We start from the raw sequence: 20250 nt of genomic DNA on the forward strand, positions 1-20250 counted from the left end.
GGTGTGGCGAATTTCGGGAATCGATGGGGGGAGTCGGTTCAGGCGGCGATCATGCCGCCGTCGACGGTGAGGACCTTGCCGGTGATGTAGGACGAGGTCGGCATGCCGAGAAAGACGACTGCCTGGGCAACTTCGGCGGCAGTACCGAAGCGTTGCAGCGGGATCGCGTTGCGAGCGCTCTCACGCATGGCCTTCGGCACCGCGCGAACCATGTCGGTCTCGATGAATCCGGGAGCGACCACGTTCACGCGAATCCCGCGTCCGGCTACCTCGGCAGCGAGGGACTTCGCCATCGAGATGATGCCGCCCTTGCTGGCGGCGTAGTTTCCCTGACCGGCCCTGCCGGCGACACCACTGGTGGAGCTGATCATCACGATCGCGCCGCCGGTGGAGAACATGAGCTTCGTGGTCTCGCGGGCGGTGAGGAATGTGCCGGTCAGGTTGGTGGCGATGACGGAGTCCCACTTGCGGGCACTCATCGTCGCGAAGTGCCCGTCGGCGGTGATACCGGAATTGAGCACCGCGACGTCGAGTCTACCGAAGCGGGAACGTATTTCACGGAACATCGCGATCACGGCTGTCTCGTCGGATACGTCGGCGGCGATGGTGGTGGCTTCGCGTCCGCGCTCACGGACGGACTGGGCGACCTTCTCGGCGTCCTCGGAACTGCTGCGGTAGTTGATGATCACGTCGCATCCTGACTCGGCGAGTCCGATCGCAACGGCGGCTCCGATGCCGCGCGATCCTCCCGTCACGAGTGCCACGGGCGGACGGTCGGTCACGGGGGTGTCGGTCATGAGCGTGCTCCTCTCGAATTGGTGGTTCCTGCCACGATGTGTTCGGGCGGGTCGAAGCCGGGAACCTCGGTCCCCAGACCGAGGCGACTCGATCGGTCGAGAACCAGAGCCGCGACGGCGAGGTCGAGGATGCCGAGGCCGAACGGAGAGAACACAACTCCCGCCGGATCCGGCCGATAGGTGCCGGTGCGCAGAATCGAACCGAGCGTTCCCTGCACGAAAGACAGGTCCGGTTGCTGCTGCGCCGCCAACGCAATCGAGGTGTTCTCCCGATTGACGTGGTCGACGTCGTCGACCACGTTGTGCGAGGACAGAATCGACGTGACCGTCAGATCTCGCAGCGAGACGTGCAGCAGCACTTGACCAGTCGGCCTGCCCGATGCAGCGAGGGTGAGCCAGGGGGCGGGTGCGGTGGTGGTGACGGCGACCGTGTCACCGCGCTGAATCACCTGCTCGGCGCGGTCGACGACGATGGGTGTCAACTGTGGGAATTCGCGACCGATGACGTCCCCGAATTGCCGGGCCCGGTGGGGGTCGTGGTCGAACAACAGTGCCGTGCGTGCCTCGGGATGAGCGACGCGAAGGAACCGAACCTGTTCGAGTGCAATGGTTCCGCAGCCGATCACTCCGATTGTCGTGACGGGTTGTCCGGCTCGCAGCGTCATGCTGGCCAGCGCCGCTGAGGCCGCGGTACGCCAGGCGTTGATTCTGCTGCCTTCCACGATTGCGCGCGGGTAGCCGGTGTCGAGACCCGACAGGAGCACCAGGGACGAGGCCCGCTGACGGCCGGTGTCCACATTGTGCGGAAACGACGACACCCATTTGACACCCGCGAGGGCCTGGTCGCCACCGAGATAGGCGGGCAGTGCGATGAAGCGTGTGCCCGGTTGGTCGATGGGCCGCACGAACGCCGAGAACGGCAGGTCGGATTGACCCAGATCATGTGCGATGTATGCAGATTGGACGGCATGCAGCACTGCCATCTCGGAGTCCGCCAGTGCGCGGTGCACATCGTCTGCGGTCATCAATTTCATCGTCGAAGCAACTCCTCGAGTCGGGTGGATGCGGCGAGTACCGCCGGTAGTCCTATGTGGTTCTGGACCCACGCGTCGTCGTAGATCGAGTGCAGGTATCGGTCACCGCCATCGGGGAGGATGGTCACGACGGTGCTGCCTGCCGGTAGTCGAGGCAGGTACGCGGCGATGGCCGCGATCACCGCACCGGACGAGCCGCCGGCGAGAATCGCCTCGCGCTCGGCGAGCAGCCGGCACGCGGCCACGCACTCGGCGTCGGTGACGAATACGACGTCGTCGGCCAGATCGTCTCGGAAATGACCGGGCACCATGGTGGATCCGTGTCCCGGGAGGGTGCGGCCGTAGTCGGGAGCGGGCGGTGCCATCGAACCGAATATGGCGCTGCCGCAGGCATCGACGGCCACGATGCGCGTATGGGCTCCGCTGCTGCGAAGGTGATCTGCGATGCCGCGGAGCGAACCGCAGGATCCGGCGGCCACGAACAACACATCGGGTTCTCCTATGGCGTCGACGATTTCGCGTGCTGTTCTCCTGTGTGCGGCCGCTCCGCTCGGATTGTTGTACTGATCGAGGCACAGTGCGCCGGGAATGGACGTCAGCAGCTCCTGGACCCGGAGCAGCCTGGTAGGCAAGAACTCGCCGGTGGCGTGGTCGCGTTCGGTGACTATCTCGACCCGTGCGCCCAGTGCCCGCATGATCGCGAGATTGGTGTGCGATGCCTTCGGATCGGTCACCACGTGCAGACCGAGGCGGTGATAGGCACAGACCAGCGCGAGCGCGACACCGAGGTTGCCTGAACTGGATTCGACGATCGTGGTGACGCCGGGAACAGCGCGTCCCTCTGCCAGGGCTGCCTCGACCATCTCACGCGCCGGTCGATCCTTGGTGCTACCACCGGGATTGGCGCGTTCGACCTTGGCGAGAACGCTGGCGGACACGGTGCGAAACAGTCGGTCCAGTCGGACCATGGGGGTCGCGCCGATTGCGGCGACGATGCCGTCGTGCACGGGGCTGATCGGATGTCGGGTTGCTGTGCCGTCCAGAATTACGGTCATGATGCACCTCCGGTTCTCGGGGGAGATGTCGCCGGCAACATCTGCAGGCGGATCTCGCTGACGTAGCGGTGCCCGACTGCGTCGGCGAGCCAGGAACTGCCCGGATCGGGCAGGCATTCGGTGACGACGATCGGATCGAGTCGGTGCTGCTGGCGCCGGACCTGATGGACGAACGCCGCCACGAGTGTCGGACTGTCGAGGTCGAGATAGAGCGGCTTCGTCTCGCCCGGCACCTTTGCGTACACCCGGCCCGGCAATCCAAGCTGGCGGCGCCAACGGGTGACGGCCGCGAAGTCGTGCCATGCAACGGTTTTCGTGGGCAGAGCGAGTTCGCCGAACGGACTGCGCCAGGTCTGCCGGAACACCACCGTACGATCGACCTCGAGCCGGGGGGTCCTCTGTCCGCGCAGCCCGACCTTGAAGCCGTCGGCTGCGACGATCGACAGTGGCACGGCGAAGGCTTCGGCGAGGGTGAATCTGCATCCGTCGGGCAGCACCACGAACGTGTGCCCCTCGGTTCTGTCGAATCGAATGTCCGACGCCGCCACCACCGATCGAGGCTCGCGCGCAGCGGCATTGGTGAAGCCGATCGACGTCTCGTCGTGGCCGCACGTGGTAGGTACGAACCGGCCGGTGTTGCGCTCCCACGTCGAGGGCAGCAGCGGGACCAGTCTGCGGACCCCCGAGACTGCGTTGATGGTGTCGCGGAAATCGTCGGCGGCGCCCAGGTTCCACGTGAACACCGGCACGTCCAGCGAGACCAGAGCGGCGTGCATCTCGCCGAGAATCGCAATGGAGTCACCGGCCAGAAGCCGATCGGCGTTCTCGGCGACGAACTGCAGATCCGGACTGTGCGGCAGATTCACCGCGGTACCGGTGAGATCGGTGAATGCTGCCCGTGTCGTCAGTTCGGCTGCGCTGCGCTTGATGACAGCACCGTCCAGCTCGCCCGGTTCGAGGCCGATCGACTGCGACCATCGGTCGGCGAGTTCACGGCGAGCGCGGTCGGCCCCAGTGCCCTCGCCCCAGAACACCGTCATGGTGCGGGGCCATACTTCGGCAAGCGTGATCGAGGTCAGATCGCCGCGGGCCGCGCGGTCGATGATCGCGTCGATCTCGGCGACGACGTAGTAGGCGAGGCGATCGGTGAACCACCGCGCGGCGTCGGCGATGAGTGCCAGAGCGTCGGCATGCGGGGCCAGCGCAGCGGTACCGATGGTCATGGTCACATCGCGGGCCGCGTCCTCGAAGCAGACGCTGCGGGCGGCGTACGACTTCGCCTCGGCGCGATGTGCTTTCACCTCGGTGATTCGCTCGAAGTCGGCCGAGAGTGCGGTGAGGGCAGCGTCGAGAGCATCCGGGGTGCCGGCCTCCGAGACCGCCCGCAGCCCACCGTCGATGTCCGCGAGATCGCGAAGGCAGCGGGCCGCCACGGAGGCGTCGGCGATAGGGAGTACGCGGGACTCGAGGATGCGGTGAGCGTCGGCGGTGGTCGGAATTCGGGCGTCCCAGTTCAGTACCTTGCGCCGAACGAGCTTGCGTACTGCCGTGTCCACGGCCGTGGCGTCGAGTGCGAGCTCGTCGGCTATCCGGTCGATGGTGGCGTGCCCGTCACAGCGGAGCACGATGCGGAGGTCGTCCTCGGCGAGCCGGATGCGGCGCGAGCCCGACCGGGCCTGCGACCGATCCGTATCGACTGCGACATCGGGGCGCAGGTACGGCGGGAGCCAGCGTCGGATCTGCCCGTCTCGGGACCACGCTGCGCCGATCGCCGCCGCGGCCCAGGCCTCGAGGAAGGTGCGGCGTTCGCGGATCAGCTGCGGCCCGTGCTCGAGCTCTCCCTCGGTGCTCTCACCCAGTTCCACCCACGCTCCGGGACCGAAATAGCCGATGGTCTCGGCCTTCCCGCAGTAGCGCTGCCAGTACAGGGCAAGCGATCGCAGACGCTGTCGACGCTTGGACGGCGATCCACAGAACGGACTGGCAATCTGACGCCAGGCACGGCGGTTCTGCCACACCAGTGCGGTGACGAAATCCTCGCGCTCGACCAGGAGCGTCAGACGAGCCTCCTCCTCGTTCCGGGACGCGGTGAACTCCTCCTCGGTGGCGACGGACGGCCCACCGAAGACGTCGAGGCCGTCGGCAGAGAAACCGGCGCTGCGCAGATTGGCTGTTCGCCACAGGTCCCAGTCGGTGGTGCCCAGAGCGAGGGTGCGGGTGAAGGGCGGGTCGGTCAGCGCGGCGTGCCCAGTGGTGTGCGGAAGTTCGACGGCGGTCACGACGCTGCCCTCTCGGTCTCGTCCGCTCGCGCAGCCGTGACGCCTGCGGCGAACCGGGTGACCGCTTCGACCACGGAACCGTCGGGAACGTGGGAGAAGCTGAGACGAATTCCGTCGGCGTGTTCGTCGGCGAGCGAGAAGTGGCTTCCGCCGACGATGGAAACGCCATGAGCTGCAGCATGTTCGACTACCGATGCCGTTGGGTAACCGTCGCTACGACGCAACCAGATGTAGAAGCCGCCACGAGGGGATTGCCATTTCCACTCGTCCTGATCGAGACGTTCGGCGAGTTGAGCGTCCATCAGCGCGGCACGACGCGCATAGACGGTGCGGAAGGCGTCCACCAGATCGAGCCAGCCGTGCTTGGCGTAGTAGCGGCCGACGGTTGCCTGGGCCAGCGGCGCGGGAGAGAGTGTGGTGATCTCGGCTACGGTGCGTAGCTCGTCGGCGAGCGCGGCGGGCGATTCGATCCAGCCGCAGCGCAGACCGGGCGCGAGGATCTTCGAGAACGTTCCGAGGTGAATCACCCGCTGCGGATCGAGACTGCGTAGCGTCGGGGCGGTGCGGTTGTCGATCGTCACGCCCGGAAAGCTCAGCAACGCATAGGGATCGTCCTCGATCACCGTCAACTCGGCCGATGCTGCCGCCTCGACGATGCCCCCGCGTCGGTCCGCGGACAACGATCGCCCGGTCGGGTTGTGGAACGTTGGATTGGTGTAGAGCAGCACCGGATGACCTCCCGTGCGGCGAATCTCGGCAGCGACTGCCCGGATGGACTCCGGAGTGGGTCCTTCGCAGTCCGATTCGACTGCGACGGTGTGCAGGCCGGCGGTACGAAACGCCGCCGCTGCACCCGGGTATATAGGTGTCTCGCACAGCACAGTGGCTCCGCCGCCGGCGAATGCCAAAGCTACGGTGAGCAATCCGTTCTGCGAACCGGCAGTCGGGATGAGATCTGCCGCGTTCACCGGGGCCCCGCGGAACTCCATGGCCCCGGTGATAGCGGCGGCCAAGGCGTCGGGCATGCGATAGGTGGAGTACTGCAGCAGAGTTCGCCCGCCGAGTCGCAGCATGCTGCGCATGGCATCGCTGATGTCGCTGGAAGGGAACAGCTCCGGATCCGGCAATCCGCCGGCGAGGTTGATGGTGTCTGCAACGGTATCGAACAGTCGGGGTAACGACGACCGAGTTGGCCGCGTCGGTGGCAGTGCAGTGGTGAGCATGTGAGATCCGTCCTCGAAGAGTCGGGTGCGAAGAACTACTGCAGCTATGCCGCAGCGAGAGTCGATACGGTGTCGAACAGGACGTCGGGGCTCAGAGCCGCACCTGCAGTGAGAGATTGCTCGTCGAACTCGACTCCGAAGGCATCCTCGATGGCAACCAGGATGTTGACCACGCCGAGGGAATCGATCGACGACTGCGAGAACGGACGGTCGGGTGCCACGACCGACTCGGGGGCGAGAGCGGCGAGAACGGAATCAAACTGCGAGCGCTGCATGGTGGTCTCCTGAAGGTGTCGGGGTGGTGGTGTCGAGTTCGGCGCACAGGGCGCGCCGGTCGGGCTTCCCGTTTGCGGTGAGGGGGATGTGGGGGCGGTGGACCACGGCGTTGGGATGCCGGACGGGATCGAGCGCGGCGCGCAGCTGCTGATGCACCCAGCGCGGATCGGCTGACCCGGTGACGATCAGACGCAGAGCTCCGTCCTCGGTGACAACGGCAACCGCCTCGTCCACGGAGTCGAAGGACTCTGCACACGATTCGATTTCGACGAGTGAGATGCGAACACCGTTGCGCTTGACGACGTCGTCGTCGCGTCCCAAGAAGTAGAGCCGCCCGCGGTCGTCCATGTATCCGCGGTCGCCGGTGTGCAGTTCGAGACCATCGGCACCGGGGCGAAATCTGTTCTGTCCGTTCATGGGTACGTTCCAGTATCCGGCCATGACCGTCTCGCCGGAGACGACGATCTCACCGGCAGTTCCTGCCGAAACGGGTGTTCCGTCACCTGCGACGATGCGGATGTCGTCGCCGGCGATGGGGTACCCGACCGAGTCCGGATACTCGTCGAACTGCTCGGGCGGCAGAATGGAGATGCGCTTGCATTCGGTCATGCCGTACATCGAGGCGTAGCGGGATCCTGGGAAAGACTGGAGCAGGGTTCGAGCGAGTTCGGGTGCCAGCCGGGCACCGGTGTTGGTGAAGAGGCGAACTGTGGTGATCGAGGCTGTGCGGCGAGCCACGATGCGCAGGATCTGGGCGAGCGCCGGTACCAGTGGGATGACGGTCACGGAGCGGCGTACCACCAGGTCGAGGATGCGCAGATCCTGGATCCCCTCGGCAACCACCACCGAGGCTCCGACTGCGAAGGACAGAAACACCTGGTAGAGGCCGTAATCGAACGACAAGGGGAGACGGCACAGCACAACGTCGTCGGATCGGTAGCCCAGGCCGGTGCCGATGGCGCTGACCGCGGCAGCGACTGCTCGGTGTGGGCACACGACACCCTTGGGACTACCTGTGGTTCCGGAGGTGTAGATCAGCAGTGCGATGTCGTCGGGTCGAACGGGACTGGTGATCGGAGTTGTGGATCGGGAGCTTCCCAGGGCGGCAGTGACGCTGTCGACGGTGAGAACCCGCACCGGGCTGTCCTCGTGACGCTCTGGGTGATCGGTGACGACGAGTCGGCAGCCACTGTCGCGGACTATGTGTGCTGCCTGGCTCGCGGTGAGTTCGTTGTTGATCGGTACGAAAACTGCTCCTGCACAGACGGTTCCGAACAGCAGCTCGACGAATGCTGCACTGGACCGGCCGTGATGTACGACGCGATCGCCGGGCCTGATGCCGTTGTCGATCAACCACGCCGTCACACGCAGAACGCGCTCCCGCAGCGACCCGTAGGTGAGCTCGGTATCGCCGTCGACGATGGCAATGTCGGTTTCCCGACCCTGGTCGAGGAGCTCAGGCAGCAGCATCGGATCGGCCCTTCATCGTGGACGACAGGCGATCGATGTCGCGCGGTGAGGTGATGCGCACGACGGTGGCCGATGGCAATGTGCGCGAGGCGATTCCGGCCAGAGTGCCGGCCGGTGGCAGGCAGATCGCGCTGCTGATGTCGGCTGCGCGGAAGGTCTCGAGGCAGAGGTCCCAGCGGACAGGTGCGGTGATCTGTTCCACGAGTCGCTCGCTCAGGGCCGTTGCATTCCTGACGTACGCGCCGTCGGCGTTGGACACGATGGGAACGTCGGCATCGCGCACAGGAACCGACGCAATCGCCTCGGCGAAGACCTCGGTGGCCGACTGCATCGCGGCACTGTGGAACGCACCTGCCACGTGCAGACGGCGTACGGCGGTTCCGACGGGTGGTGCAGCGACGAAAGCCTCGATCGCGTCGATCGGACCCGCGGCCACCACCTGACCCGGGCCGTTGTGGTTGGCCACGGTGAGGCCGGCTGATTCGATTGCGTCGGTGACGGTTTCGAGATCCCCGCCGAGTACGGCCGCCATCGATCCCGTGGTGGCTGCACACGCGGCGGCCATCGCGCGGCCTCGCACGGCGGCCAGATGTACCGCGTCCGCCGGGTCGAGTGCTCCGGCCAACGCTGCTGCGGCCAGTTCTCCGACCGAATGCCCTGCCACCGCGGTGTGGGCCTGGCCGGCGTCTGCCAGGGCGTCGATCACCGGAAGCCCGGCAAGGAGTGCGGCGGTGACGAGGAGGGGCTGTGCGTGCTCGGTACGGGCGATCTGGTCTTTGCTCGCGGTGGTCCCGAGCGCGATCAAGTCGATGTCGGCGCGCTGAGACCAGTTCGCTACCAGTCGATGTCGATCGGGGTCCTTGAGCCACGGTGCGAGCATCCGCGGCGTCTGTGCTCCCTGTCCGGGGGCGAGAAGGGTGATCATGGTGGTCCTCGTGCTCGTAGGTTCGGGGCATGCTTTCTCGCGCGGCGGCCGGAGTGGCCGATGCGTCGGGTGCTGCTGGAAGAGGATGGGAAGTACACGTGAGTCACTGGCGGCCGGTTGCCCCAGCGAATCGTCGGACGGCGGCGAAGGAGAATCCGACGAACCAGGCTGCGACGTTGATGAAAGCACCTGCCAGTGAGGCGTGAGATCCGTCGAGGTTGTAGCCGTCGGTCAGCGCGTAGCGGGCCAATGTCGCCACACCGTAGAGCGGTGTCACCTGTGCGACTGCGAGCATGCCGCCCGAGAGCGGGATGAAGATGTTGCCCAGGAAGGCGAGCCCGGTCATGACGACGCCGGGAACGTGGGTGACCACCTCGGGTGGCAGCAGCATCCCCAGCACCAGGCCGAGAGCGGAGAAGATGGCAGATCCGATCCAGGCCACGACGAGCCCGGTGATCCAGACGATCGCGTCGGCGCGGGCCCCGGTGAGTGCTCCGAGGATGCCGACCACGATGACCGGAATGGCCGCGTACACCTGGCAGGCGATGATGCGCGATGCGACGTAGCCGCCGGCACCCAAGGGCGACAGGCGAATTGTCCGCAGCCAGCCGTTGGCCTTCTCGTTCGAGATGCCCGCGGCCCGCGAGATGGTGCCGATCGACGCACCGTAGACGGCGATTCCGATCATCATCCAGGCCTGAAAGTTGCCGTGCGGCAGATCGACTCCGGCGCTGGGTTCCACGACGCGAAACAGGGCGAGGTAGAGCACGGCGGGCAGCGCGACGGTGAAGATCAGATTCTGTGGGGTGATCTGCCTACGGATGTCGTGCAGTACGAACGTGGGGTGTAGTCCGCGGCGGGGGCGTAGTGAGGTTGTAGTGGTCATCGAATGTCCTCAGTTCTGGTGAGTGCGGTCGGTCAGCGCCGAGAATGCTTCGTCGAGTGAGGCCGACACGATCGCGATATCGGTCGCGGAGGTCGACGTGCTCAGTGCGCGCACCACGGGGTCGGTATCGGTGCACACGAAGCGGAACCGGCCGTTGGCGAGTTCCTGCAGTCGCGAGCCGGTCTGCCCTGCAACGAATTCGGCCTCGGAGCGTGGCAGGTTGGCGTCGACGGTCCGATTGGAGACGGTGGCCTTGATCTGGGCCACCGTGCCGTCGGCGACGAGGGCGCCGTCGACGATGACGACGATTCGATCGGCGAAGTCCTGTGCCTCTTCGAGGTAGTGGGTTGCAAACATCACGGTGGTGCCGTTGGCTGCCTGTGCGTGCATCGCCTGCCAGAAGTGCTTGCGCGCAGTGACATCCATGCCGGCGGTCGGTTCGTCGAGCAGCAGTAGTTCGGGGTCGGACAGGAGCGCGAGAGCGAACCGCACCTTCTGCTGTTCGCCACCAGAGCATTTCGATACGCGTCGATTCACCAGTTCACCGAGCCCGGCCCGGGTGATCGCGGCGGCAGGATCGGCACCGATGTACAGCGAGCCCATCATAGTGACCAGTGCGCCGACAGTGACGTCCGGCAACAGTCCACCGGACTGCAGTACCGCTGCGCTGCGTCCTGTCGACGCGGCGGTCAGCGGATCGGTGCCGAGCACCTCGATGGTGCCGCCGTCCGGTTCGGTGAGTCCGAGGATCATGTCGATCGTCGTGCTCTTGCCTGCGCCGTTCGGTCCGAGAAACGCCACAACCTGCCCGCGGGGAATCGAGAGGTTCAGTTCGCGAACGGCGCGGAACTTCGAACCCGTGGAGTCGCTGAACGACTTGTGGACACCCTTGGCGTGCACCGCGAGTGCAGTCTCGGTACTCACCGCCTCGGCGCGAGTTGAACTCTGCGTGATCATCTGCAATTCCCTTCGCTCTTTCGTCAGTGGATCTTCAGCCGTGTTCCTCGGCGACACATCAGACTCTTCACCTCGGAGAAAGCGCAGGTCAACGCCAAATGGCACGTCGTTTCGGCCGTCACGATGAACTGTTGACAACTGTCACGTGCAATTACGGACCAGGTGTCACGTAAGCGCCCCGATGCAGGGATTCACGCCCCTCGCGGGGATTCACACCGCCTAGAGCGGGCGTGAATGACGATGAAGGGCGTGGATTGGGTAGTGGACTTATCGTGGCGTGATGGAAATCGGATTCGACGCGGGTTCGTATACGGTCCGTGAGGTCGATGGCGGAGACACCACCGAGCGGTTCCTGGCCGTGTTCAACAGCAACCCCGAGTTCCTCGATGCGAGCACGTTGCACACCGGCGTCACCGTCTTCACCGAGGTGGATGTCGAGAAATTTCTCTGGCACAACACGGTCATGGAGAACTCTCACTGCCTGGTGATTCGTGCAGCAGAACGAATCGTGGGGGTCATGACGTTGCTGGTTCCGCATCCCCGCGAAGGTCAACCGTGGGTGGGGAGTCTGATCGTCGACGGGGAACTGGAGCATGAGCGTGTGGCGAATCCGGTGCTGGCGGAGCTCGAGCGCATTCTTGTGGCACAGGGGTGGACCCATGTGTTCGTGGGTCCGATGGTGAGCATGGTCGAGAGCATCGGATGGTGGCGTTCCCACGGTTACGAGCCCATCGAACGGCGTCTGGACAACGACAAACGCGAAGTCGAGGTCCACCGAAAAGCGTTGCGGTCTATCAGTTCTCCGGAGTGAGCGCCGAGATGTTCGACGACGTCAGATCATCCGTGTCGGCCGTCTCGTCGAAGTAGCGACGGAAGAGCATCCGCATCGATTCGATGACCTCGACGTGCTGTTGAAGAATGATGTCGAGAGACCGATCGGTGCCAGTGGCGAGACGACCGAACCGGGCTTGCAGATCTTGCGCAGACTTCAAGTCGCCCCACGGAGTAACGACATCCATCGCTCGAGCGTCAACCTTCATTTTGTCGAGGTGTGCCAGGTAGGTAACGCAAGCGGCGTCGCATTTCGCGGCGACGTCGGAGGGAATTGTGATCGCGCCGGCGTCGGCTTGGGCGTTCAGATCCTGCCAGTGCGCGATCAGATCTGGTTGGGCATCGGCCACGGTTTCGACATCCTTCGTTTCGGAACTTTAGGTGGGTAGCTCGGAATCGAGCCGGGAGACAACTTCGTTGATTTCCGTGCACGGGTCGTACGGCGGGTCATCGACCAAGGCGCTTGTATTCAGGGTTGCCATGATTAATTCGGTCCCAGCAGTGAAGGCGACCCCGCAGTCGAGGGACGCGTCGGAAGCGACTTGCTGAAACTGGGTGGCTGCCCGTGGACCCACCCGCACAGGGGCGAGTCGATCAAAACGACTCGCATCGCTGATCCAATCGATGCCTCGAATCCCCACAAATACCCGCACGTAGTATTTACTCGCCGACGGCTCGTTCTCCCACCCACAGATCTTGAATCCGTATTGATCCCGGCCGAACACCCCCGACTCCTTGGTGTCGACGTTCAATCCCGCTTGCTCGATTGCCTCGTCGGGGATGGTGCAGGGATCCCATGGCGTAGTGGGTGTCGCGACGGTGGTGCTTGTCTCCACCCGCGGCGACGCTTCCCCTTCGGTGGTGCTCGAGCAGCCCGCGATCAGCAGAAGTGTCGCCATCATCGGGATCCATCGACGTGCCCTGCGCATTGCTCTTGTCCGTTCCTCGAGAACACCTACGTTCTTGGACGCAGCACAACCAGCGTCGGTTCCCAAGTGTCAGCAATTCGGGAGTCTCAGAATCTGTGACAGGCTGGCAGACGTGGAGGATTGCGACGACGGCAACCCAGGCTTCACTACCGTGCTGGTCGAGACGGGTATCTACGGGGAACTGGATTTGATCTACCGGGACGACGAGGTATGCGGTTCGTATCGCGAGGGCGTACCCATGACCGTCACGATTTCACGCACCGGGCCTCGGTTCTCGGACTCGGCACCGATCGGGACGCGCAGCGCCGCAAACCTGCAGGCGAGCATCGACGGCCGCGACATCGTTCTCGATCCCGGCCGCGCGAGGCTCTTCAAGCGGTCCTACCGCGTCGGCATCCAATACGCCGGACGTACTCTGTCGCTGCGCGCCAAGAACCTGGAAGACAGTGTGCTGTTCGATGGTTCGTCGGATCGGGGCGACAACGAGTTCGGGGTGTTGACTCGCGTTTTCGGTGGAGGTGTCGATGTGTTGTGGTCGCTGCCTTTCAAGATGGTGAACAAGACGATCGAACCGCCGACGCCGTCCCGAGAGGACGCCCTCGTCGGCATCGTCGTCGCCGCAGCGTTCGGAACCGGTGGGCTGTCGTTGACGACCATCGTGATGGGCGCACTCGAATCGATCCTTCCGTGACGGTCCCGCGGGCAACGCGCTGACAGATCGGCCTCGATTTGGCATGGTGGAGGGATGCAGCGGCGCGTGGGCGAGAGTTGGTCCGCGGGACCGGTCTCAGGGGTAACCCCTGGGTACATCACGAGAATCGAGCACTGCGTCCGAAGCTGGTCTGCACGCTCCGCGTGCTTGGCAGCTCCGAGGACGAAAGATTTCGGTCGCCCCGCGCCGTTGCATGTCACAGCGCCGCACGTGATCGGTAAACATCCGTGACCGAGCGGGAGTTCACCCCGAAAGCAGCGGCGACACTGGCACGCCTGGCTGCCGAGGCCGAATGGACGCGGTCCGGACTGGAGGAGGCGTTCGAGCCACTCGTCCCGGCCAAGGCGTCATGGTTGGCGGATCGGGTAATCAACTTGTATCCGAGTCCGCCGTTCGACGAGGCGTCGATTTTCGTTCTGCTGCGCGACCTTCCGTTCATTCCGGAACCGTCGGTTTCGTCACAGAGACCGACTCGTAACAGTGACAAGCCCTGGCGATTCGAGGTACCGCGGTACGAGACCACCGGCCAGCTGGCTCGGTCTCTCGACCTGACGATCTCCGAAATCGAATGGTTTGCCGACCTGCAGGGAAGGCTCCGTACTGCGCCGTTCCCGTTGCAGCACTATCGATCTGCGCGACTCGACAAACGTCAGGGCATTCGACTACTGGAGGTCCCGAAACCACGCTTGCGTGAGATTCAACGAAAGATACTGCGCCGCATACTCGATCGAATTCCTGCCCATCCAGCGGCGCATGGCTTTCGGAAGACGCGCAGTCCGCGTACCTTCGCGATGCCGCATTCCGAACGCGATGTGGTGGTCTCGGTGGATCTCCGACGCTTCTTTCCGTCCATCGGGTTCGATCGAGTGGTCGCGATCTTCGAGGCGGTCGGCTACCCCAAGAGGGTTGCGGCGAATCTCGCCGCGCTCTGCACGACAGTCACCCCTGCCGGCGAATTGGTCGGGGTAGACCGTCCCACTGCGGCGCGGCTTCGAGCCACCCACTTGCCGCAGGGTGCGCCCACATCACCGGCGTTGGCCAATCTGGCTGCCCGACAACTCGATATCCGAGCCGCGGGCCTGGCCCGGTCCGTCGGCGCTCGCTACAGCCGATACGCAGACGATCTGGCGTTCTCGGGTGGTGCAGACATCGACGTCGACAGACTGCTGTGGCTGATTTCCCAGATCGCCCACGACGAAGGCTTCACCATTCATCCCGACAAGACCAGGGTTCGACGCGCTCATCAGCGACAACAGCTGACCGGGCTCGTCGTCAACTCGTGGCCGGCAGTGCCCCGAGAGGAGTACGACAATCTCAGGGCACTGCTGCACAACTGCATCAGCACCGGACCATCTGAGCAGAACCTGCATGACCACAACGACTTTCGAGCACACGTCTACGGACGCATCGCCCGGATCGGCGAGACGAACGAAACGCGTCGAGCAAAGCTGCTGAGCATGGCGGCCCAGGTCGAGTGGGCCTGAAGCCGCAGTTCAGACGGCTCGCACCCGCAGCAACACTCCGGTCTGAGGGAACAGCACCGGAAGAGCCACGCCCGCCTGCGCCAACATCGAACCCGACAACTCGACGATTCCGCCGTCGGCGATCCATGGCGGTAGTTCGATTCCGTTGCCCAGGTCGCTGAGCTCCCGGACGAACTCGACGCGGTACCGAACATGTGGATCCAGACCAGGGAGTCGGACCCGATCGGTGCGGTCCTCGGGTGAGGTATCCATCCGCACTACCGAGTATGCGGCCTCCGACAGATCAGCTGCCACGACTCCGTGTACCCAGACGCTCGGGTCGGGATGGTCGGCGCGCACAACATCGCCGGAGTGCAACAGCCCGCGCAGTTCCTTGTACAGCCCGGTCCACGACGTCAGGTACTCGTGGTCCTCGGACGACAGTTCGGTGACGTCCATCTCCAACCCTGCATGGCCGAACAGCGATGTCAAGCAACGGAACTGGAGAGTGGACCACCGACCCGACGTATGCGCGATCTGCGGCCCGACATGCGAGCCGATCAGTTCCGGCGGCAGCAGCTGGGTGGTCCAACGCTGCAGCCGTTGACGTTCGAGCGGATCGTTGGTGTCCGACGCCCAGACGCGGTCCGTGTGCTCGAGCACCTCCAGGTCGATGCGAGCACCGCCCGATGCACAGGATTCGAATTCGACCTGTGGATGGCGGGATCGCAAGGCGTCGAGCAATCGATAGAACGCCGAGGTCTGTGCATGCACCGCAGCGCGACCGTCGGAATCGACCGCCAGCATCAGGTCCCGGTTGTGATCCCACTTCACGTAGTCCGGCCGCTCGTTGGTCAACACCGCATCGATGGCCGAGAGGAGATAGTCGAACACGTCGTCGCGGGTCAGATCCAGTACGTGCTGATGACGCCACTCCAGCGGGATGCGGGCAGGAGCGGCGAGCAGCCAATCGGGATGTGCCCGAGCGATATCGGAGTCCAGGTTGACCATCTCGGGCTCGAACCACAGGCCGGGGCTCATCCCGAGCGCTCGAACGTGATCGAAGAGCGGTGCCAGCCCATCGGGCCAGACTCCCTCGTCCACCTGCCAGTCACCGAGACCGGCTCGGTCGTCACGTCGGTGACGGAACCAACCGTCGTCGAGCACAAATCTCTCGACGCCCACGCGCGCGGCGACATCGGCGATACCGCGAAGCCGGGTGAGATCGTGGTCGAAGTAGACGCCCTCCCACACGTTGAGCACCACCGGCCGCGGCGACGAGGGATGCGCCGGACGGGAGCGCGTCCAGCGGTGCAGCGAGTGCGCCGAACCGTCAAGTCCAACAGCCGAATAAACGAAATGCACCCACGGCGTCGAGTAGGTCTCGCCGGTCTGCAGCACCACCTCACCGGGAGCGAGCAGTTCACCACCGCCCAGAACGCCAGAGGCCTGACCGGCCCGCTCGGGAAGCCGCTCGGCCAGGTGCAGGTGATCGCCGCTCCACGCGACGTGCGCACCCCACACCTCGCCGCTACGGAAGCCGAAGCCCTCGCTGCCTGCGGTGAGAACCAGGGTAGCGTCGTGCCCCGTTCGTCCGCGGCGTGAAGCGCGCACCACCGCACCGTGGTCGAACCGTCGACGCTGGGGGGTGCGCTCGCGGCAGTGACGGCCCGTCAGATCGAGGAGTTCGGTTGCGGTGTCCGGCAACGGCATCAGGGTCACAACGCCGTCGACGGTCAGGGGTCCACCGTCGACGTTACGAACACCCTGCCGAATGCGCAGTGATCCACCGACCTCGAGGGACAACTCGATCGACCACGAGATGCCTAGCTCGCTATCGGAAGCGTCCACAGTGCAACCGAATTCGGTAGCGGAGATGTTCACATCCGCCCAGCGCGGGTACTGCACCGAACCGTCACGATGCATCGCCAGAGCCGGGGTGCCCTGCCAGGCGTCGTCACCGCCTGGTGCGAGGGTGAGCCACCGCGGCACATCCACACTCGAATGCGGAACCGCCGGTATTGCGGCCCTGCGCAGTTCGGTGAGGTCGAAATCGGTGAGCTCACCGAGATCGGAGCCCCAGTGCAGCACTGCGGGAACGGCGGTGGACGACGGTCCGAGGATCACCATGACGCCGTCGCGGCGCAGGACGGTGAAGCTCACTTGTTGGCACCCATCGTCAGACCGGACACGAAATGGCGTTGCAGCGCAATGAACACCAGCACCGTCGGCAGCGCCACCAGTACCGAGCCCGCCGCGAGCAGGTTGGTGTCGGTGAAGAAGCTGCCCTGCAGATTCTGCAGCGCCGTTGTCACCGGAAGCTTGTCACCGCTGACCATCAGGGCCAGGGCCCAGAAGAAGTCGTTGTAGATCCACGTCACCATGAGGGTGGCGAGGGCTGCCAGCGCGGGCCGGCACAGGGGCATGACGACCTGCCAGTACTGCCGGAACAACCCGGCTCCGTCGACGGTCGCGGCCTCGAGCAGTTCGTACGGCACGGTTTTCATGTAGTTGCTGAGCACGAAGACGCAGAAGCCCGTCTGGAATGCGACGTGCACGATGATCAGTCCCCAGTAGCTGTCGTACAACGAGCCCGAGGAACTCATCCAGTACGGAACCGGAATTGCGTTGTACAGCCGGAACAATGGGGTCAGCAGAGTCTGCTGCGGCAGCAGGTTGCCGGCGATGAACACCGCCAGCATGAAGATGTTGAACTTCCAGCTGAACCGCGCCAGGATGAACGCCGCCATCGAGCCGAAGAAGAGGATGAGCAGCACCGACGGAACGGTGATGACCATCGAGTTGAGGAAGTAGTGCGGGATGCCGCCGATCTGCCACGAGTCGATGTAGTTGTCCAACGTGAAGCCGCCCACCGACAGGTACCCGTTGAGCAGCACGTAGTCGTAGTCGCGGAACGAGTTGTACACCGCCCACACCAGTGGGAACAGCCAGGCCAGCGCCATGACCGTCAGCAGCACGTAGATCGCGATCTGTGCGGTGCCCGCGCGTCGACGATTGGCGACGGCCGCGCGGTTGCGGGTCAGTGGATCGCGCTCGGGAGGTGCTGTGCGCGTGAGTGAAGTGGTCATCAGTCTTTGCTCCGAAGAACGATGGCGAGGTACAGGGCGATGAATACGAGCGAGATGCCGAGCATGATGGTGGCCAGTGCCGAACCGAATCCGATCCGGCTCGCCTCACCGACTACGTTCGCCGTCACGAGAGCCGAGATCAGCTCTAGTCCGTTGCGGCCCTTGTTGATCACCCACACCAGGTCGAAAGCGCGCAGCGCCTCGATCACGGTGATGACGATGATCAACAGGTTGGTGTTCTTCATCAGCGGGAAGATGACGCTGAAGAACGTGCGAATCGGCCCGGCACCGTCCATGACCGCAGCCTCGCGGACGGACGGGTCTATGGCCTTCAGACCGGCCAAGTACAACAGCATGATGTAGCCGGTGTGACGCCAACCTGCCGCGACCATGACGGCCCAGATGTTGATGTCCGGATCGCCGAGCCAGTCGACGTCCGTGCCGAGCAGGCTGTTGAGGACGCCGCCCTCGGTGGAGTAGATGAGCTGCCAGATGAAGCCGATGAGGGCCATCGACAGCACCACGGGGATGTAGAAGATGCTCTGGTAGAGCCGAGATCCCTTGAGATTCTTGTCCAACAGAATCGCGAGCAGGATGCCGATGACTGTGGGGACGAGGAACAGGAAGACTAGCCACAGCACGTTGTTCTGCAGTGCTTGCTGGAACGGCGGATACGCCTGGACCGCGTCGACGTAGTTCTGAGTACCGATCCACTCGATACTCGACGTGCCGCCGATTCCGTCCCAGCGTGCGAACGAGAGGATCACCGTGAACACGGTGGGAATCCAGACGAGACCGATGACGATCATCGCGGGAACGCCGAGCATCAGTGCGATGGTCCACTTCTCGCGAACACTGCGCCGAATCTTCGGCGACTTGACCCGTTCGGGTGCGGTCATGGCATTACCTGATCTCGAGGTCGAGTGAATGATGGGGGCCGAATCACACTGCGCACGATCATGTTCCGAACACCGCCGACTTCTGGCGCTCGATGCTGCGGACCAATCCGTCGACATCGTTCGGGTTGCCGATGAACTGTTGCAGAGCCGGGATCATGACGATGGACGCGAAGTCGGGTCGGGTGTCGCGGTCGAAGAACTGAGTGATGGATCCGGCGTTCTGCACGAGGTCTGCCGATTTACGCACCAGCGCAGGGAAATCCGACAGGTCGGCGTCACGGTGTGCGGGGATGGCCTGCGGATCCTGCTTCGCATAGGCCACTGCAGGCTCGGGGCCGGTGAGGAAGGTCAGCAGCTTCTCGGCAGCGGGACGGTTGCGCGGATCGGCGCGCATCATGAAGCCGTCCATCGGGGCCTCGACCGCGGAACTGCCGATGGCGGAGTCGAGTTCGGGGAAGGGGAAGAAGTCCAGATCGTCGCGCTCGGCCCCGGCGGGGAAGCTCTGTGCGACGAACATGCCGGCGACCAGGGACCCGACGCTCTTGTTGAGCAACGCCGTCTGCGCATCGGCGATCTTGCGGCCCAGCGGCTGCGGTTGATGGAACGGCAAGAGCTCGCGCCAGGTGTCGAACACCGTGCGGACGCGGTTGTCGGTCCAGCTGACATCACCGGCCAACAGGGTGCGGTGGAAGTCGACACCGTTGAGGCGCAGGTTCAGGTAGTCGAACGTCCCCATCGGTGGCCAGCCGTCACGGGCACCGAAGCCGATCGGGGTGATGTTGTCGGCCTGCATCTGCTTGTTCAGCGCGACCCATTGGTCGTAGGTCTTGGGCGGTTCGTATCCGCGCTCGGCCCACAGGCTCGGCCGGTAGAACACTGCCCAGGGGTAGTAGAAGAACGGAATCAGATACTGGTTGCCGTCGGATCCGGTCGAGTTCTCCTTGAAGCTGTCGCTGTATCCGCCGCCGTTGCTCGCCCACACATTCGAGACGTCCTCCACCAGACCCTTGTCTGCGAAGTACTTCATTCGGTAGCCGCCCATCCAGGTGAACACGTCGTCCGGCGTCCCCTGGAGGTAGTTGTTGACGTTCTCCTGGAACGACGTCGAATCGACGGTGTTGACGCGGATGTCGCCACCGGTCTGTTGCCGATACATGGCAACGAAGTCCTCGACTCCGACCTTGGAGTTCTTGTCCGACAGCCGCGAGCCGAGCGTGACCGTGTTGGGATCGAGACTGCTCGAGCACGACGACAGCACGCCACCGGCGGTCACTGCGCCGGCGGCAACGAGCGCTGACCTGAGGAAGTCGCGCCGAGACGGCTGCCACGTACGCGGCCACTCGTGTGGGTTCATGAGAATCCTTCGCCGGAAAATGTCGATAACGATCAGAAATGAACATCCACGATGTTGAACGATGTGCGTTT

19 protein-coding genes are annotated in these 20250 nt (G+C 64.3%); 3 read left to right on the top strand and 16 right to left on the bottom strand.

Going from position 1 to position 20250, the window contains the following annotated elements; genetic code table 11:
• Positions 1 to 38 precede the first annotated feature (38 nt).
• From CH286_RS09040 to CH286_RS09085, 10 genes are all read right to left on the bottom strand, one after another.
• Positions 39 to 797 carry a 3-oxoacyl-ACP reductase family protein gene (locus tag CH286_RS09040; RefSeq protein WP_032401584.1) on the bottom strand — a complete coding sequence of 253 codons (759 nt, stop codon included), beginning with the start codon at positions 795 to 797 and terminating at the stop codon, positions 39 to 41.
• A complete protein-coding gene (locus tag CH286_RS09045; protein ID WP_037152286.1) occupies positions 794 to 1831 on the bottom strand; it encodes a hypothetical protein in 1038 nt (345 codons plus the stop codon). The genes CH286_RS09040 and CH286_RS09045 overlap by 4 nt, the downstream gene beginning before the upstream one ends.
• On the bottom strand, positions 1828 to 2886 hold the full coding sequence (sbnA, locus tag CH286_RS09050) for a 2,3-diaminopropionate biosynthesis protein SbnA (protein ID WP_094608989.1): 1059 nt from the start codon (positions 2884 to 2886) through the stop codon (positions 1828 to 1830). The genes CH286_RS09045 and sbnA overlap by 4 nt, the downstream gene beginning before the upstream one ends.
• Positions 2883 to 5165 carry a lantibiotic dehydratase gene (locus tag CH286_RS09055; protein WP_094608990.1) on the bottom strand — a complete coding sequence of 761 codons (2283 nt, stop codon included), beginning with the start codon at positions 5163 to 5165 and terminating at the stop codon, positions 2883 to 2885. Before CH286_RS09055 ends, sbnA begins: the two co-directional genes overlap by 4 nt.
• Positions 5162 to 6388 (bottom strand): aminotransferase-like domain-containing protein, encoded by a 1227-nt coding sequence (locus CH286_RS09060; RefSeq protein WP_094608991.1) that lies wholly within the window; start codon positions 6386 to 6388, stop codon positions 5162 to 5164. The genes CH286_RS09055 and CH286_RS09060 overlap by 4 nt, the downstream gene beginning before the upstream one ends.
• A gap of 44 nt (positions 6389 to 6432) precedes the next feature.
• Positions 6433 to 6663 (bottom strand): phosphopantetheine-binding protein, encoded by a 231-nt coding sequence (locus CH286_RS09065; RefSeq protein WP_094608992.1) that lies wholly within the window; start codon positions 6661 to 6663, stop codon positions 6433 to 6435.
• A complete protein-coding gene (locus CH286_RS09070; protein WP_094608993.1) occupies positions 6644 to 8134 on the bottom strand; it encodes a class I adenylate-forming enzyme family protein in 1491 nt (496 codons plus the stop codon). The genes CH286_RS09065 and CH286_RS09070 overlap by 20 nt, the downstream gene beginning before the upstream one ends.
• Positions 8121 to 9059, bottom strand: coding sequence for an ACP S-malonyltransferase (locus CH286_RS09075; RefSeq protein WP_037152292.1), 939 nt, complete (start codon positions 9057 to 9059; stop codon positions 8121 to 8123). The genes CH286_RS09070 and CH286_RS09075 overlap by 14 nt, the downstream gene beginning before the upstream one ends.
• A gap of 103 nt (positions 9060 to 9162) precedes the next feature.
• Positions 9163 to 9945: an ABC transporter permease gene (locus tag CH286_RS09080; RefSeq protein WP_094608994.1), complete on the bottom strand. Its 783-nt coding sequence runs from the start codon at positions 9943 to 9945 to the stop codon at positions 9163 to 9165.
• Positions 9946 to 9954: 9 nt separating this feature from the next.
• Positions 9955 to 10902 carry an ABC transporter ATP-binding protein gene (locus CH286_RS09085; RefSeq protein WP_094608995.1) on the bottom strand — a complete coding sequence of 316 codons (948 nt, stop codon included), beginning with the start codon at positions 10900 to 10902 and terminating at the stop codon, positions 9955 to 9957.
• Between the two features lie 280 nt (positions 10903 to 11182).
• Here CH286_RS09085 and CH286_RS09090 point away from each other — a divergent pair, with 280 nt between their 5' ends.
• Positions 11183 to 11713, top strand: a complete 531-nt coding sequence (locus CH286_RS09090) for a hypothetical protein (protein WP_094608996.1) — start codon at positions 11183 to 11185, stop codon at positions 11711 to 11713.
• Here the strand turns inward: CH286_RS09090 and CH286_RS09095 are convergent.
• Both CH286_RS09095 and CH286_RS09100 read right to left on the bottom strand, forming a co-directional pair.
• Complete coding sequence (locus CH286_RS09095; protein WP_037152299.1) at positions 11697 to 12083, bottom strand: hypothetical protein; 387 nt, start codon at positions 12081 to 12083, stop codon at positions 11697 to 11699. The genes CH286_RS09090 and CH286_RS09095 overlap by 17 nt on opposite strands.
• Before the next feature lie 27 nt (positions 12084 to 12110).
• Positions 12111 to 12662, bottom strand: coding sequence for a DUF3558 family protein (locus CH286_RS09100; protein WP_080734453.1), 552 nt, complete (start codon positions 12660 to 12662; stop codon positions 12111 to 12113).
• Positions 12663 to 12774: 112 nt separating this feature from the next.
• On the opposite strand from CH286_RS09100, the gene CH286_RS09105 reads away from it, so the two are divergent.
• Positions 12775 to 13353, top strand: a complete 579-nt coding sequence (locus CH286_RS09105) for a hypothetical protein (protein ID WP_037152305.1) — start codon at positions 12775 to 12777, stop codon at positions 13351 to 13353.
• Between the two features lie 248 nt (positions 13354 to 13601).
• Complete coding sequence (locus tag CH286_RS09110; protein WP_094608997.1) at positions 13602 to 14858, top strand: reverse transcriptase family protein; 1257 nt, start codon at positions 13602 to 13604, stop codon at positions 14856 to 14858.
• A 9-nt stretch (positions 14859 to 14867) separates the two neighbouring features.
• Here CH286_RS09110 and CH286_RS09115 read toward each other — a convergent pair whose 3' ends face one another.
• From CH286_RS09115 to CH286_RS09130, 4 genes are read right to left on the bottom strand one after another with little or no spacing between them, the layout of a single operon-like run.
• The gene (locus CH286_RS09115; RefSeq protein WP_217902913.1) at positions 14868 to 17000 is read right to left on the bottom strand and encodes an alpha-galactosidase; all 2133 of its coding nucleotides are present in this window, start codon (positions 16998 to 17000) and stop codon (positions 14868 to 14870) included.
• Positions 16997 to 17926 (bottom strand): carbohydrate ABC transporter permease, encoded by a 930-nt coding sequence (locus CH286_RS09120; RefSeq protein WP_080734454.1) that lies wholly within the window; start codon positions 17924 to 17926, stop codon positions 16997 to 16999. The genes CH286_RS09115 and CH286_RS09120 overlap by 4 nt, the downstream gene beginning before the upstream one ends.
• Entirely contained in the window at positions 17926 to 18825 is a 900-nt protein-coding gene (locus tag CH286_RS09125) for a carbohydrate ABC transporter permease (protein ID WP_032378859.1), read from the bottom strand. The genes CH286_RS09120 and CH286_RS09125 overlap by 1 nt, the downstream gene beginning before the upstream one ends.
• A 58-nt stretch (positions 18826 to 18883) precedes the next feature.
• Positions 18884 to 20179, bottom strand: coding sequence for an ABC transporter substrate-binding protein (locus tag CH286_RS09130; protein WP_032401573.1), 1296 nt, complete (start codon positions 20177 to 20179; stop codon positions 18884 to 18886).
• Between the last annotated feature and the right edge of the window lie 71 nt (positions 20180 to 20250).

This window comes from Rhodococcus sp. WWJCD1, assembly GCF_002258735.1.
Taxonomy (GTDB): Bacteria; Actinomycetota; Actinomycetes; order Mycobacteriales; family Mycobacteriaceae; genus Rhodococcoides.

What these genes read in the sequence shown, in the direction of transcription:
- CH286_RS09040 (WP_032401584.1), bottom strand. Translation starts at nt 797, where the DNA reads ATGACCGACACCCCCGTGACCGACCGTCCGCCCGTGGCACTCGTGACG.
- CH286_RS09085 (WP_094608995.1), bottom strand. Translation starts at nt 10,902, where the DNA reads ATGATCACGCAGAGTTCAACTCGCGCCGAGGCGGTGAGTACCGAGACT.
- CH286_RS09065 (WP_094608992.1), bottom strand. Translation starts at nt 6,663, where the DNA reads ATGCAGCGCTCGCAGTTTGATTCCGTTCTCGCCGCTCTCGCCCCCGAG.
- CH286_RS09090 (WP_094608996.1), top strand. Translation starts at nt 11,183, where the DNA reads ATGGAAATCGGATTCGACGCGGGTTCGTATACGGTCCGTGAGGTCGAT.
- CH286_RS09125 (WP_032378859.1), bottom strand. Translation starts at nt 18,825, where the DNA reads ATGACCGCACCCGAACGGGTCAAGTCGCCGAAGATTCGGCGCAGTGTT.
- CH286_RS09070 (WP_094608993.1), bottom strand. Translation starts at nt 8,134, where the DNA reads ATGCTGCTGCCTGAGCTCCTCGACCAGGGTCGGGAAACCGACATTGCC.
- CH286_RS09080 (WP_094608994.1), bottom strand. Translation starts at nt 9,945, where the DNA reads ATGACCACTACAACCTCACTACGCCCCCGCCGCGGACTACACCCCACG.
- CH286_RS09075 (WP_037152292.1), bottom strand. Translation starts at nt 9,059, where the DNA reads ATGATCACCCTTCTCGCCCCCGGACAGGGAGCACAGACGCCGCGGATG.
- CH286_RS09100 (WP_080734453.1), bottom strand. Translation starts at nt 12,662, where the DNA reads ATGCGCAGGGCACGTCGATGGATCCCGATGATGGCGACACTTCTGCTG.
- CH286_RS09060 (WP_094608991.1), bottom strand. Translation starts at nt 6,388, where the DNA reads ATGCTCACCACTGCACTGCCACCGACGCGGCCAACTCGGTCGTCGTTA.
- CH286_RS09045 (WP_037152286.1), bottom strand. Translation starts at nt 1,831, where the DNA reads ATGAAATTGATGACCGCAGACGATGTGCACCGCGCACTGGCGGACTCC.
- CH286_RS09130 (WP_032401573.1), bottom strand. Translation starts at nt 20,179, where the DNA reads ATGAACCCACACGAGTGGCCGCGTACGTGGCAGCCGTCTCGGCGCGAC.
- CH286_RS09120 (WP_080734454.1), bottom strand. Translation starts at nt 17,926, where the DNA reads ATGACCACTTCACTCACGCGCACAGCACCTCCCGAGCGCGATCCACTG.
- sbnA (WP_094608989.1), bottom strand. Translation starts at nt 2,886, where the DNA reads ATGACCGTAATTCTGGACGGCACAGCAACCCGACATCCGATCAGCCCC.